Raw genomic sequence first — 12,757 nt, 5'->3', positions numbered from 1 at the left:
CATCGTAACGGCTTTGTTAGCGTAACGCGTAACGACCACTTATGCGTTACAGGAGGTTGGGTGATGTCCGAGCGGCTTCCGACCGGCTACTACCTCGCCGCGACGCTGGCCCGGGTCGGGGACGAGATGGTGGCGTTCACGCTCGTGCTGCTCGTGCTGGAGCGCACGGACAGCCCGGCGCTGGCTGGTCTTACCGGAGCCGCCTACGCCCTCCCCGCCGTCGTCACCGGCCCACTGCTCGGCACCTGGCTCGACCGCACGCCATACCGGCGTACTGCGCTCGGCCTCAACCAGGCTGTCCTGGGCACGGTGATGCTGGCCATGCTCGCTGTTGTGGGCCATACCGCTCACTGGGTCACGCCGGCCCTGGCCGCTCTCGCCGGTACGACGCTACCGCTCGTGAGCGGGGGTTTTACCAGCATGCTGCCGAGCCTGGTCCCCCAGCCGCTGCTGGCGCGAGCGAACTCGCTGGAGGCCGCGAGCTTCGGTGCAGCCACGATCACCGGTCCGGCGGCGGCTGCCACGATCGCTGCGGCCGTCTCGGTCGAAGCTGCCGCAGCGGTCATTGCCGTCACCGCGACGCTCAGCATCTTCGCGATCATGCGGCTGCCCGCACTACCTGCCGCGATCGACGTTGCTGACCGAGCACCCTTCCTGGGCTCGGTAGTGGCCGGCCTGGCACACCTGGCTCGTACTCCACGGCTGCGGGCCTCCACTGTCACGACCACGCTGCTCATGGGGGTCATGGGCGTCCTGCTGATCACGCTGCCGCTGCACATGGAGTCGCTGGGCGCTCCGAGGTCCGCCGCGGGGTACCTGTGGACTGCTCTGGAGATCGGGAGCGTCGCGACAGCCCTGCTGCTCGGGCGTTGGCAGACCCGCTGGCGCCCCGAGCACGTGGTGATGGTGTCGGTGGCGCTCTACGGCTTGGCCTTCACCACTTGGCCGCTCGCATCGAGCCTTGCCGTCCTCCTGGTGCTTGCCGCTGCCACCGGTCTGCTGGAGGGGCCGATGCTGCCGGCGATGTTCTCCGCGCGTCAGCAGTACAGCCCTGTTGAACTGCAGGGCCGAGTGAGCACCACAGCCGCCAGCCTGCGCGTCGGCGCGGCTGCTCTGGGCCAGGCCGCCGGCGGACTCCTGGTGCCGGTCATCGGCACCCACGCTGCGCTCCTGGCCGTGGGAGCAGCACTCCTCGCCGCCTCGGCTCTTGGCTACCTCTCGACTCTCAGTCGGGCCGTCACCCCGGCCCGACTCTGAGCCTCGCGCAGCAGCCGCAGCGGCGTGGGCGGGGTGTCAGTCGAGGATGACCGAGCGGGTGAGGCTGCGGGGCTGGTCCGGGTTGAGGCCCAGGGCGAGGGACTTGGCGACCGCCACCCGCTGGGCCACCACCAGGGAGGCCATCGGGTCGAGGTCGGGGTGGTGGACGATCGTCGCGCCGGTCCCCGCCACGTCCTCCAGCAGGCCCTCGGGCGGAGTACCGAAGATCCAGACGCCGCGGCCGGGCTGGGCGATGGCGATCGGGCCGTGCCGGTAGTCCATCGCCGGGTACGCCTCGGTCCACGCCGACGCCGCCTCGCGCTGCTTCAGGCCGGCCTCGTGCGCCAGGCCGACGGTCCACCTGGTGCCGAGGTAGGTGACCTGCTCGAGCTTCGCCAGCTCGTCCACGTCGACCGTGAGCGCCGTCTCGGCGTCGGCCGCGGCCTGGGTCAGGTCCTCCCCCAGCGACGCCCGGAGCAAGGCCAGCGTCGTGGTGGCGAACCGGGTCTGTACGACGGACTGCTCGTCGGCGAAGTCCAGCAGGATCGTCTGGTCGGCCAGATCGACGATCGGCGACCCCGGGGTCGCGGTGATCGCGATCGTCGGAAGGCTGGTCTGCCGGATCAGCTCGAGCACCTCGGTCGTCGTACCGGACCGGCTGATCACCACCACCGCGTCGTACTCGCGGCCGGCCGGGAACTCCGACCCCGCGAACGCGTCGGTCAGACCCTGGCCGAGATCCTCCCGCAGCGCGGCGTACGCCATCGCCATGAACCAGGAGGTGCCGCAGCCGACGGCTGCAACCCGTTGACCGGGAGTGGGCAATGCGCCACCGTACTGCGCGAAACCGGTCGACACCTGCCGCCAGAGGTCCGGCTGAGTGGCGATCTCAGTGCTCACGAATGGCGTGTCGGTCATGTCGTCTCCGGAGATGTAATGGTCGAAACTGCTCGAACGTGATCGAATGGTGCCAACCGGCAGCCGTCCGGCTGACCGATTGTGTGAAGGAGGAGCCCCGGGTGAAGCGTTATGAACGTCTGAACACGTTGCTCGAGTCGCTCGCCGAGAAGGGCGCGATCGATGTCGACGAGCTCGCCGAGCAGTTGCACGTGTCCGCGGCGACGATCCGGCGCGACCTGGACCACCTGGGAAAACAGCAACTCCTGACCCGGACCCGCGGCGGCGCGGTGGCCAACGCGGTCTCGTACGACCTGCCGCTGCGCTACAAGACTGCGCGTTTCGCGTCGGAGAAGCAGCGGATCGCGCAGGCCGCGGCCACGCTGGTCCGCCGCGGCATGGTGATCGGCATGAACGGCGGCACCACGATCTCCGAGGTGGCCCGGACGCTGGCCACCCGGCCGGAGCTGTCCGCCGAGCACGGTGAGCCGGCCTTCACCCTCGTCACCAACGCGCTGAACATCGCCAACGAGCTGATCGTCCGGCCGCACGTGAAGATGGTGCTGACCGGCGGCGTCGCCCGGCCGCAGTCCTACGAGATGATCGGCCCGCTGTCGCACCGGATCCTGGCCGACCTGTCGCTGGACATCGCCTTCATCGGCGTCGACGGGATCGACGAGACCGGCGCCACCGCCCACCACGAGGGCGAGGCGAACATCAACCAGCTGATCGTCAGCCGCGCGGCCAAGGTGGTCGTGGTGGCCGACTCCAGCAAGCTCGGCCAGCGGGCCTTCGCCCGGATCTGCGAGCTGAGCGAGATCGACACCCTCGTCACCGACGCCCAGGCGGACGAGTCCCAGCTGGCCGTCTTCAAGGAAGCCGGCATCGACGTCATTCGGTCCTGACATCGCCCGCACCTCCTTCAAGGGTGATTTCTGACCTGTCAGCACGATCATATCTGCTCAAGGGCCGAAGTTACGAGCAAGAGTGCGCAGCCCCCGCGCGGGAGACGCTGGCTGAGCGCCCCGGGACGCTAGGCTTCGGCCTAGATGAGTACCGCAGCGGCATCGATCAGGGAGGGCATCATCGCCACGGGCATCGACCCCACGTCCTGGGCCTACGCCGAGGACTACACCGGTGAGGACGAGGTCGTCACCGGTGCACGGGCGAGCGCCGAGGACAGCGGCATCTCCGCGATCGGCCCCGGCGCGGCCTCCGCGCTGAGCATGCTGGCCGCCGCGGTGGGCGCCAAGGCGGTCGTCGAGATCGGCACCGGCACCGGCGTCTCCGGGCTGGCGCTGCTGCGCGGGATGCGCACCGACGGCACGCTGACCACGGTCGACATCGACGCCGAGAACCAGCGCCTCGCCCGCAAGACCTTCCTGGACGCGGGCGTCCCCTCGAACCGCTTCCGGCTGATCGCCGGCTCCGCGCTGGACGTGGTCACCCGCCTCACCGACGGCCATTACGACCTGGTCTTCTGCGACGCCGACAAGCGCGAGTACACGGCGTACCTGCACGAAGCCCTCCGCCTGCTCCGCCCCGGCGGCCTGGTCGCCTTCGACAACGCCCTCTGGGAAGGCCGCGTCGCCGACCCCTCCCACCGCGACCCCGACACCAACGCCATCCGCGACCTCATCCGCGCGATCCGCGAGAACGACGACCTGGTCTCCGCCCTCCTCCCAGCAGGCGACGGCCTCCTAACCGCCGTCAAGCGGCCCTGACCGTCCCCCGTTCGCCACTGACGACGCAGGACTCTGGCCAGCAGCATCCTGGGAGGAACTACCTAGAGAAACCCACAATGGCGCTAATCAGCCCTTCGATTAGCACCATTGTGGGTTTCTCTAGGTACTACGGGCGCCCCGTTGCGCGTCTGGAGGCTGTTGAGCCTCTGCGAGGTGACTACGCGGGTTAGCCGGAGTGTTTGGTTAGTTCTGCGGTTACCTGGTGCCAGGCGTCGGTTTCTGGGTCTATGACGTCGTAGTGGCCGGCGCCCTGGACGGGGATCAGGCGGGCGGTGGGGTGGGCGGAGACGTAGGAGTCGGCGATGGTGATCGGGACGCGGGTGTCGCCGGTGCCGTGGACGATCGAGACCGGGGTGATCGGCGCCGGGAGGTGGACCGGGTCCAGGTCGTTGCGGACGCCGCTGCCGATGAAGTCCTGTACTGCGCCGCCGTCGAGGCCGAGGCGGTCTGCCATCAGCAGGTCGGCCACCGGGGCTAGGGCGACAGTGCCGCGCAGGCGGACCGGATTCATGGTTGCCGCGGCCCACAACGCCAGCTGGCCGCCCGCCGAGTGGCCGGCGAGGACGAAGCCCGCGTGGAGGTCCATCAGATCCGGCAGCCTCTCCAGAGCGGCCCGTACGTCGTCCAGGGTGGCGTCGGGGTTCCCCGGCTCGCGCCGGTACTCGATGGACGCCACAGACCATCCCTCGGCGGTCAGGGCCTCCCCCAGCGGCCGGGCGTGCACCCGGTCGTACTCCGGCCGCCAGAACCCGCCGTGGATGAACACGATCGCGGGCCGGTACTCCTTGGCGTGCCAGACGTCGATCACCTGGTCCTCGTGGTCGCCGTACCGGAGCAGTTCGTCCGGGTCGGCGGCCTCGCGGGACAGGACAGAACGGTTCTCACTCATCTGACCTCCCTAGGAAACGCAGGGCGTTGTCAGACAGCAGCTTGACCTGCTGTACCTCGGAGAGCCAGTCGGCCCGCCGGACAACCTCCCCGACGGGCCGTTCACCGAGCGGGTACGGGTAGTCACTGCCGACCATCACCCGGTCCTCGCCGAGGGTGTCCACCAGTAACCGCAACGCTGCCTGCTCAAACACCACGGTGTCGACCGAGAACCGGTCCAGGTAGTGGCTGGGCGGATGCTGCGACCGCCCCGGTACGACGTCGCCGCGCCGGTGCCAGGCGTTCTCCACCCTGCCAAGCCAGAACGCGAAACTCCCGCCACCGTGGGCGAAACACAGCCGCAACGACGGCGGCAGTTCGTCGAAGGCGCCGCCCAGGATCATCGCCAGCAGGGACAGATGCGTCTCCGCGGGCATCCCGGTCAGCCAGCGGGCCATCCACCGGTCCAGCCGCGGGCCGCCCGGCATGTCCCACGGGTGCACCAGCACCGGCGCACCCACCTCGGCACAGTGTTTGAGGAAGGCAACGATCCCGGCGTCGTCGAGATCCTTGTCGCCGACGTGGTTGCCGATCTCCACCCCGACGTGTCCGGCGTCCAGGCAACGATCCAGCTCGGCGCAGGCCGCGTCCGGATCCTGCAGCGGCACCTGGCAGAACGGGACCAGGCTGTCGTCGCCGGCCAGCGTCTCGAGGGTCAGGTCGTTGAAGATCCGGGACACCTTCACCGCCTGGTCGGCGGGGCGGTCGTAGGCGAAGAACACCGGCGTCGGCGACACCACCTGCAGGTCGACGCCGTCGGCCGCCATGTCCTGGTGCCGCACCGCCGGGTCCCAGGTCTGCGGCCCGATCGGGCGGAACTCGTTCTCCCCCACCATGATCATCGCGGCCCGCTCGGAGTCGATCCGCAACCACGGCCAGCCCTCCCCGCCACAAGCCTGGGCCAGGTCAGGCCAGCCCTTCGGGACGAGGTGGGTGTGGACGTCGACTGTCCGCGCTGTCACGCGGACTCCGCCGCGAGAACCGCACGCTGCCGCCGAAGCTGCCCGCTCTCCCGCATCAGCCCTTGCCTGGGTGGACCGTGCCGCAGTTCGGGCAGGTGCGGGCGTCCTCGCTGTCGTAGAACGCCTTGAACACCGGCGGCAGGTCCTCGACGATGTCGTTGACCTGCAGTTCCACCTCGTGCACCACGCCGTTGCAGTTGGCGCAGTACCAGCGGAACTTCTCCAGCGTGCCCTGCTCCCGGACCCGCTCGATCACCAGGCCGATCGAGCCCGCGTCGCGCTGCGGCGAGTGCGGCATGTTGCGCGGCAGCACCCACATCTCGCCCTCGTTGATGTCGACCCGGCCCGGCCCGTCGTCCGTCATCACGTCGACGTGCATGGTGCCCTTGATCTGGTAGAAGAACTCCTCGTACGGGTCGACGTGGAAGTCGGTGCGCTGGTTCGGCCCGCCGACCACCATGGTGATGAAGTCGTCGCCGGTGGGGAACATCTGCTTGTTGCCGACCGGCGGCTTCAGCAGGTGCTTGTTGTTCTCGATCCACTCCGGGAAGTTCGTCGACTCCAGGTTGACCATCACGTCACCTCTCCAGTGTCTGCTGCGGGCTGCGTCGATCAGCCGGAATGGCCGCAACGGCTTGGATCTCGATCAGTAGTTGAGGATGGGGCAGTTGATGTACTGCGACCGTGGTGCGGGCCGGCCCGTTCTCGTCGAAGAACTCGCCGTACACCTCGTTGTAGCCGCCGAAGTCGTTCATCGACACCAGGTACGTCGTGACGCTGACCAGGTCGCTCAGGTCGGCATCGACGGCCTTCAGGATGTCCCGGATGTTCTCCAGCACCGCCCGGGTCTGCACACGGATGTCCAGCGTCGTCGTGCCGAACTCGTCGACCGAGGCGCCCGCGATCGTGTTGTCCGGCAACCGGCTCGACGTCCCCGACACATAGGCGAATCCACCTGCCACCTTCACGTGCGGGAACCGCCCGCGCGGCGTCGCCTTCCCCGCCACCAGTTTCGCCTCGGAGCTCATCACAACTCCACGCAGACGTTGGTGAGCTCGGAGTAGAAGTGAAGCGAGTGATTGCCGCCCTCGCGGCCGATCCCGGACAGCTTCACGCCGCCGAACGGAGTCCGCAGATCGCGGAGGAACCAGGTGTTCACCCAGACGATGCCGACCTCGAGCGCCGCTCCCGCGCGGTGCGCCCGGCCGACGTCGCGGGTCCAGACGGTTGCCGCGAGCCCGTACTTGCTGTTGTTGGCCAGAACGAACGCCTCCTCCTCGGTGTCGAAGGGGGCGATGTGACAGATCGGACCGAAGATCTCCTCGGTGTTCGTCCGGGCGTCCGCCGGCAGCCCGGTGACCACCGTCGGTTGCACGTAGCAACCGTTGTCGCGGGCGTCCCCGAAGGTCGGGACACCGCCGCCCGCGTGGAACTTGGCTCCCTCCGAGCGCGCCAGCTCGTAGTACCCGAGGACCTTCTCGCGGTGCTGCTGCGAGATCAGCGGCATGTTCACTGTCGCCTCGTCCGAGGGCCAGCCGAACGTCAGCTCACTCGCCCGCGCGGCCAGCCGCGAGCAGAACTCCTCGTACACAGGGCGTTCGACGTACAGCCGCTCGGTGCACAGGCAGACCTGGCCGCCGTTGGTGAAGACCGAGCGGACGGATCCCTCCACGGCCGCATCGAGGTCGGCATCCGCGAAGATCAGGCCCGCGTTCTTGCCGCCCAGCTCGAAGGACGTCGCCTTGACCCCGTCGGCCGCCGCCTTCGCGATCGCGCTGCCGGTCGCCGACTCCCCGGTGAAGGTGATCGCGTCGACCCCCGGATGCTTGGTCAGGAACTCCCCGGCCGAGGACGGACCGAAGCCATGCACGAGGTTGAAGACACCAGCCGGTACTCCGGCATCCGCCATCACCTCGGCGAGAACGGTGGCCGAGGACGGGGTCTCCTCCGAGGGCTTCACCACCACAGTGTTGCCGCAGGCAAGCGCCGGGGCCACCTTCCAGGTCAGCAGCAGCAACGGGAGGTTCCACGGCACTATGATCGCGACCACCCCGACGGGCTTGCGGACCGCATAGTTCAGTGCCCGGCGGCCGTCAGCGAGGGTGGTCGTGTACGACTCGGTGGAGGCGGTGGTCGCGAAGTCGGCGAAGGCGCGGAAGTTCGCCGCGCCGCGCGGGATGTCGAGCGTGCGGGCCTGGCTGATCGACTTCCCGGTGTCGCCCACCTCGGCGGCCACCAGGTCGTCGAAGCGCCGCTCCAACTCGTCCGCGACTCGGCGGAGGATCACCGACCGCTCCTGCTCGCTCATCCTTCCCCACGGGCCCTTCAAGGCCGCCCGGGCCGCGGTCACGGCGGCATCCACCGTCGCCGCGTCCGCCTCGCAGACATCGAAGATCTTCTGCCCGGTCACGGGGCTGAGCTTGGCGAAAGTCGACTCGCTGGAGACGAAAGCGCCATCGACGAAGTTCCGCAGCAGCCCCGCCTCGCTCGGCTCCCCGGTCAACAGTTCCGGCCGCCACAACGTCGCGTTCATCGTCGTCTCCTGCCCGCTCGGGCCGCGGCGCCGAGCACCGCCGCTCCGGCGAGGACCGCGGCGGCGAGGTACTGGTGCTGGCGGTGGACGCGGTCGCGGACCTCGGCATACGGGGTGGTGGAGAAGGAGACGAGTTCGTAGCGGGAGACGTAGCGGCCCGGGAGGTGGCGTTCGAGGGCGTGCTCGATGCGCTTGCCGAGGCGGAAGACCGGGGAGGCGACCTTGTCCCGCATCTCGACGAAGTTCGCCAGCGCCATCTCCGCGATCGCCTCGGTGTTCTCCCGCCGCCGGTGCTCGTACAACGGCAGCGCCCGCGCCCAGGATCCACCGGTGTCACCGAGGCAGCGGTCCAGTTCGACCACGTCCTCGAAGGCACAGTTCGCGCCCTGCCCGTAGAACGGCACGATCGCGTGCGCCGCGTCCCCGACCAGTGCAGTCCGCCCGTGCGCCTGCCACGGCTGGGTGTGCACGGTGCCCAGTACGCCGACCGGGTTGTGCCGGTAGTCATCGACCAGTTCAGGGGCCAATGGCAACAAATCCGGGTACTGCGTGCGGAAGTGCTCCTCGATCGCAGCGGAGGTGTTCAGCGCGTCGAAGCTGCCGGTCGGCCAGAACAAGGTGCAGGTGAAGGACCGATCCGGGTTCGGCAGGGCGATCATCATCGACGTCCCGCGCGGCCAGATGTGCAGCGCCCCCGGGTCCAGCGCGAACTCGCCGCCGGCCGCCGGGATGCTCAGCTCCTTGTACCCGTAGTCGAGGAAGTCCACCTCCTCGCTCAAGGCCCCCTCAGCCAGCAACTGCCCCCGTACTGCGGACCCGGCCCCGTCCGCACCCAGTACTACGTCCGCATGCGCCTCGACCTTGCCCGCGGGTGTCTCGAAGATCAGCTTCCCGGCCTGCGAGTCGAGTTCGAGCAGCCGGTGCTCGAAGCGGATCTCCACCCCGGGAGCAGCCTCGGCGGCGTCGAGCAGCGCGTTGTTCAGCGCACCCCGGCTGATCGAGTTGATCGCCCGCTCACCGCTCGCGCTGTACTGCTGGAAGTCCAGCGGCCCTTCCACCGGGTGGATCATCCGCCCCTTCATCGGCAGCGCGTCGGCCATCACCTGGTCGACCAGGTTGATCCGGCGCAACGCGTCCAGACCGCGCTCGGAGATCGCCAGGTTGATCGACCGCCCCCGCTCGGCCTGACCACCGCGCGGTTCCGGCCGCCGCTCGTACAGGGTGACGTTCAGACCCCGCCGCGCCAGGAAGCAGGCCAGTAGGCTCCCCGCCAGCCCAGCACCGACGATGGCAACACGCTCACTCATGCATTCTCCGGAACTGTCTCGGCCAGCGCCTGTGCCGCGCGCCAGCAATCGTGGTACGTCGAGTAGAGCGGAACCGGCGCGAGGCGCAGTACGTCGGGCTCGCGGGCGTCGGCGATCACCCCGAACTCGAAGCGGAGCACCTTCGCCAGCTCCCCCGCAGTACGGGCGCCGCCGATCCGCAGCGAGAGCTGGGCGCCGCGGCGAGCCGGGTCGGCCGGCGTGATCACCTGGAGCGGCCGGCCCGGCGTGACGCCGGCGAGCAACCTCTCCAGGTACGCCGTGAGGCGGATGCTGCGCTCGCGGAGTGTCCCGATGCCGACCTTGTCGAACAGCTCGAGGGACGTCCGGACCGGGCTCATCGAGAAGATCGGCGGGTTCGACACCTGCCAGGCGTCCACCGACGCGGGGGGACGCGACACCGCGGCCATCTCGAACCGGCTGGCCGCGTCCGTGCTCCACCACCCCTCGAACCGCTGCAGCGACGGGTCACCCAGATGGCGCTCGTGCACGAAGGCTCCGGCGAGTGCTCCCGGGCCGGAGTTCAGGTACTTGTAGGAGCACCAGGCGGCGAAGTCCACGTCCCAGTCGTGCAGCGCGAGCGGGACGTTCCCCGCGGCGTGCGCGAGATCCCACCCGACCACCGCACCGGCGGCGTGACCCGCGACGGTGATCGCCGGGATGTCCATCAGCTCGCCGGTCAGGTAGTTCACGCCGCCCAGGAGGACCAGGGCCACATCGGATCCCAGCCGCTCGACGACGTCCGCAGTACGGAGGCAGTCCTCGCCTTCGCGCGGGCGGAGGCGGACCACCGCGTCGTCCGGGTCGAAGCCGTGGAAGCGCGCCTGCGAGCGGACCGCGTAGCTGTCCGAGGGGAACGCCGAGTCCTCGATCACGATCCGGAAGCGCTCGGGCGTCGGCCGGTAGAACGACACCATCAGCAGGTGCAGGTTGACCGTCAGCGAGTTCATCACCACGGTCTCGCTCGGGAGCGCCCCGACCAGGCGGGAAGCCGGGCCGGTGAGCAGTTCGTGGTACGGCAACCACGGCCTGGCCGCGTCCAGGTGGCCCTCGACGCCCAGGGCCGCCCAAGAGTCGAGATCCTCGAGCAACTCGGTCCGGGTCGCCTTGGGCCGCAGGCCGAGGGAGTTGCCGGCGAAGTACGCCACGTCCGGGTAGGGGCCACCGTCCACCGGCGGGATGTCGAACAGCTCCCGGTGGCCCGGGTCGGCTGCGTCCAGCGACTGGGCCCTGGATTCGGACTCGGACTCGGCTGCTGCTGCTGCTGCGCTCACGCCTCGATGACCGTGCCCTTCCCGATCGCCGTCACGCCACCCTTGCTGACGGTGAAGCCGCGCTCGCGGTCCAGGTCGGGGTCGACGCCGATCTTCACCCCGTCCGGCACGATCACGTTCTTGTCCAGGATGACGTTCTTCAGCACCGCGTTGGCGCCGATCTTGCAGTTGTCCATGATGACCGCGTGGTCGATCTTCGCGCCCGCGCTGACGATCACGTTGGCGCCCAGCACCGAGTGGTCCACAACCGCGCCGGAGATGATCGAGCCGGCACAGACGATCGATTCGCCGACGGTCGCGTTGTCGGTGAACTTCGCGCCCGGAAGCTGCGGGTGCGAGGTGAAGATCGGCCAGTCGGAGTTGTAGAGGTTGAACACCGGCTGGATCGAGACCAGGTCCATGTGCGCCTCGTGGTAGGTGTCCAGCGAACCGACGTCGCGCCAGTACGAGTGGTCCCGCTCCAGCGCGCCCGGGATGTCGTTGTCCTTGAAGTCGTAGACCCCGGCCTTGCCCTCGGCAACCAGCATCGGGACGATGTCGCCGCCCATGTCGTGCCGCGAGGCCGGGTTCGCCGCGTCCTTGCGCAGTGCCTCGACCAGCACGTCCGCGGTGAACACGTAGTTGCCCATCGAGGCGAACGTCTCGTCCGGCGAGTCCGGCAGCCCGGGCGGGTCGGCCGGCTTCTCCAGGAACTCCGCGATCGTGTGCCCGTCGTCGCCGGTCTTGATCACGCCGAACTCCGACGCCTCGATCCGCGGTACCCGGATGCCGGCCACGGTGACGCCGTTGCCGCGCTCGACGTGCGCCGCCACCATCTGCGAGGCGTCCATCCGGTACACGTGGTCCGCGCCGAAGACGACGATGATGTCGGGCTGGTGGTCGTTGATCAGGTTCATCGACTGGTAGATCGCGTCGGCGCTGCCCTGGTACCACTGCGGGCCGAGCCGCTGCTGGGCCGGCACGCAGGTGACGAAGTTGCCCAGCAGGGTCGACATCCGCCAGGTGAGCGTGACGTGCCGGTCCAGCGAGTGCGACTTGTACTGCGTCAGCACGCACAGGTTGCGGTAGCCCGCGTTGACCAGGTTGGACAGCACGAAGTCGATCAGGCGATAACTACCGCCGAACGGCACGGCCGGTTTGGCCCGGTCCGCCGTCAGCGGCATCAGCCGCTTCCCCTCGCCGCCGGCCAGCACGATTCCGAGAACTCTGGGTGCCTTCGCCATGTCCGCACCTTAGCTTCGCTCGGCCCTTCGCAATAGACGGTTGCGAGTGTCGCCACACTAGGACCATGCCAACCCTCGTCGAGCCGAGCCTTGCCGTTCACCGGTCGTTCCTCGAGGCCTGGGGCGAGTTGGAGCCGCACGAGGAGCGCTGGATGGGGGCCGGGGGGCTGAACGACCAGTGGACCCGGGCCGAGGCGGAGGATCCCGAGCAGTTCGCCCAACTGATCGACGCGATCCTGGCGGAGGCGGACGAGGAGACCGAGATGCCCTCCGAACTCGTGCACCAGACCGTGCTGTGGTTCGTCGAGGCGGACCAGTGGCTGGGCCGGCTCTCCATCCGGCACCGGCTCACCCCCGCCCTGCTGGAGCTCGGCGGCCACATCGGGTACGTCGTACGCCCGTCGGCCCGGCGCAAGGGGTACGCCACCCAGATGCTGGTCCAGTCGCTGCCGTTCGCGGCCCGGCTCGGCATCGATCCCGCGCTCGTAACCTGCGACAGCGACAACGAACCGTCCCGCAAAGTCATCCAGGCGGCCGGCGGCGAGCTCGAGGACGAGCGCCACGGAAAGCTGCGTTTCTGGGTCCCCACCCGCGTGTCCTGATGCCCTATGGTC

13 protein-coding genes are annotated in these 12,757 nt (G+C 69.1%); 4 read left to right on the top strand and 9 right to left on the bottom strand.

Going from position 1 to position 12,757, the window contains the following annotated elements:
- The first annotated feature begins 63 nt into the window (after positions 1–63).
- The gene (locus EV644_RS33335; RefSeq protein WP_132193507.1) at positions 64–1,257 is read left to right on the top strand and encodes an MFS transporter; all 1,194 of its coding nucleotides are present in this window, start codon (positions 64–66) and stop codon (positions 1,255–1,257) included.
- Positions 1,258–1,293: 36 nt separating this feature from the next.
- Here EV644_RS33335 and EV644_RS33330 read toward each other — a convergent pair whose 3' ends face one another.
- Positions 1,294–2,175, bottom strand: a complete 882-nt coding sequence (locus tag EV644_RS33330) for an SIS domain-containing protein (RefSeq protein WP_132193505.1) — start codon at positions 2,173–2,175, stop codon at positions 1,294–1,296.
- A 101-nt stretch (positions 2,176–2,276) separates the two neighbouring features.
- On the opposite strand from EV644_RS33330, the gene EV644_RS33325 reads away from it, so the two are divergent.
- Both EV644_RS33325 and EV644_RS33320 read left to right on the top strand, forming a co-directional pair.
- Positions 2,277–3,059 (top strand): DeoR/GlpR family DNA-binding transcription regulator, encoded by a 783-nt coding sequence (locus EV644_RS33325; RefSeq protein WP_112244167.1) that lies wholly within the window; start codon positions 2,277–2,279, stop codon positions 3,057–3,059.
- A 144-nt stretch (positions 3,060–3,203) separates the two neighbouring features.
- Positions 3,204–3,878: an O-methyltransferase gene (locus tag EV644_RS33320; protein ID WP_132193503.1), complete on the top strand. Its 675-nt coding sequence runs from the start codon at positions 3,204–3,206 to the stop codon at positions 3,876–3,878.
- A gap of 187 nt (positions 3,879–4,065) precedes the next feature.
- On the opposite strand, the gene EV644_RS33315 is transcribed toward EV644_RS33320, so the two are convergent.
- Genes EV644_RS33315 through glgC form a run of 8 tightly spaced genes read right to left on the bottom strand, consistent with a single transcriptional unit; the run spans position 4,066 to position 12,143 of the window.
- On the bottom strand, positions 4,066–4,788 hold the full coding sequence (locus tag EV644_RS33315) for an alpha/beta hydrolase family protein (RefSeq protein WP_132193501.1): 723 nt from the start codon (positions 4,786–4,788) through the stop codon (positions 4,066–4,068).
- Positions 4,781–5,788, bottom strand: coding sequence for an amidohydrolase family protein (locus tag EV644_RS33310; protein ID WP_132193499.1), 1,008 nt, complete (start codon positions 5,786–5,788; stop codon positions 4,781–4,783). Before EV644_RS33310 ends, EV644_RS33315 begins: the two co-directional genes overlap by 8 nt.
- 55 nt (positions 5,789–5,843) lie before the next feature.
- Positions 5,844–6,362, bottom strand: a complete 519-nt coding sequence (locus tag EV644_RS33305) for a 3-hydroxyanthranilate 3,4-dioxygenase (protein ID WP_132193497.1) — start codon at positions 6,360–6,362, stop codon at positions 5,844–5,846.
- Positions 6,363–6,366: 4 nt separating this feature from the next.
- Positions 6,367–6,816, bottom strand: coding sequence for a RidA family protein (locus EV644_RS33300; protein ID WP_132193495.1), 450 nt, complete (start codon positions 6,814–6,816; stop codon positions 6,367–6,369).
- Positions 6,816–8,321, bottom strand: a complete 1,506-nt coding sequence (locus EV644_RS33295) for a 2-hydroxymuconic semialdehyde dehydrogenase (RefSeq protein ID WP_132193493.1) — start codon at positions 8,319–8,321, stop codon at positions 6,816–6,818. Before EV644_RS33295 ends, EV644_RS33300 begins: the two co-directional genes overlap by 1 nt.
- Complete coding sequence (locus EV644_RS33290) at positions 8,318–9,628, bottom strand: FAD-dependent oxidoreductase (RefSeq protein ID WP_132193491.1); 1,311 nt, start codon at positions 9,626–9,628, stop codon at positions 8,318–8,320. The genes EV644_RS33295 and EV644_RS33290 overlap by 4 nt, the downstream gene beginning before the upstream one ends.
- On the bottom strand, positions 9,625–10,920 hold the full coding sequence (kynU, locus tag EV644_RS33285) for a kynureninase (protein ID WP_199240133.1): 1,296 nt from the start codon (positions 10,918–10,920) through the stop codon (positions 9,625–9,627). Before kynU ends, EV644_RS33290 begins: the two co-directional genes overlap by 4 nt.
- Complete coding sequence (gene glgC, locus EV644_RS33280) at positions 10,917–12,143, bottom strand: glucose-1-phosphate adenylyltransferase (RefSeq protein WP_132193488.1); 1,227 nt, start codon at positions 12,141–12,143, stop codon at positions 10,917–10,919. Before glgC ends, kynU begins: the two co-directional genes overlap by 4 nt.
- 65 nt (positions 12,144–12,208) lie before the next feature.
- Between glgC and EV644_RS33275 the strand changes: the two genes are divergently transcribed.
- Complete coding sequence (locus EV644_RS33275) at positions 12,209–12,745, top strand: GNAT family N-acetyltransferase (RefSeq protein WP_132193486.1); 537 nt, start codon at positions 12,209–12,211, stop codon at positions 12,743–12,745.
- The last annotated feature ends 12 nt before the right edge of the window (positions 12,746–12,757 follow it).

Source organism: Kribbella orskensis (assembly GCF_004342085.1).
Lineage (GTDB): Bacteria > Actinomycetota > Actinomycetes > Propionibacteriales > Kribbellaceae > Kribbella > Kribbella orskensis.
Note: the sequence above shows the minus strand (reverse complement) of the source record. Positions and strands in the feature narration are given on the sequence as shown.

Bases quoted from the DNA above. Each gene is read 5' to 3' on its own strand.
- EV644_RS33295 (WP_132193493.1), bottom strand. From the start codon at position 8,321: ATGAACGCGACGTTGTGGCGGCCGGAACTGTTGACCGGGGAGCCGAGC.
- glgC (WP_132193488.1), bottom strand. From the start codon at position 12,143: ATGGCGAAGGCACCCAGAGTTCTCGGAATCGTGCTGGCCGGCGGCGAG.
- EV644_RS33275 (WP_132193486.1), top strand. From the start codon at position 12,209: ATGCCAACCCTCGTCGAGCCGAGCCTTGCCGTTCACCGGTCGTTCCTC.
- EV644_RS33320 (WP_132193503.1), top strand. From the start codon at position 3,204: ATGAGTACCGCAGCGGCATCGATCAGGGAGGGCATCATCGCCACGGGC.
- EV644_RS33300 (WP_132193495.1), bottom strand. From the start codon at position 6,816: ATGAGCTCCGAGGCGAAACTGGTGGCGGGGAAGGCGACGCCGCGCGGG.
- EV644_RS33305 (WP_132193497.1), bottom strand. From the start codon at position 6,362: ATGGTCAACCTGGAGTCGACGAACTTCCCGGAGTGGATCGAGAACAAC.
- EV644_RS33290 (WP_132193491.1), bottom strand. From the start codon at position 9,628: ATGAGTGAGCGTGTTGCCATCGTCGGTGCTGGGCTGGCGGGGAGCCTA.
- EV644_RS33330 (WP_132193505.1), bottom strand. From the start codon at position 2,175: ATGACCGACACGCCATTCGTGAGCACTGAGATCGCCACTCAGCCGGAC.
- EV644_RS33335 (WP_132193507.1), top strand. From the start codon at position 64: ATGTCCGAGCGGCTTCCGACCGGCTACTACCTCGCCGCGACGCTGGCC.
- EV644_RS33315 (WP_132193501.1), bottom strand. From the start codon at position 4,788: ATGAGTGAGAACCGTTCTGTCCTGTCCCGCGAGGCCGCCGACCCGGAC.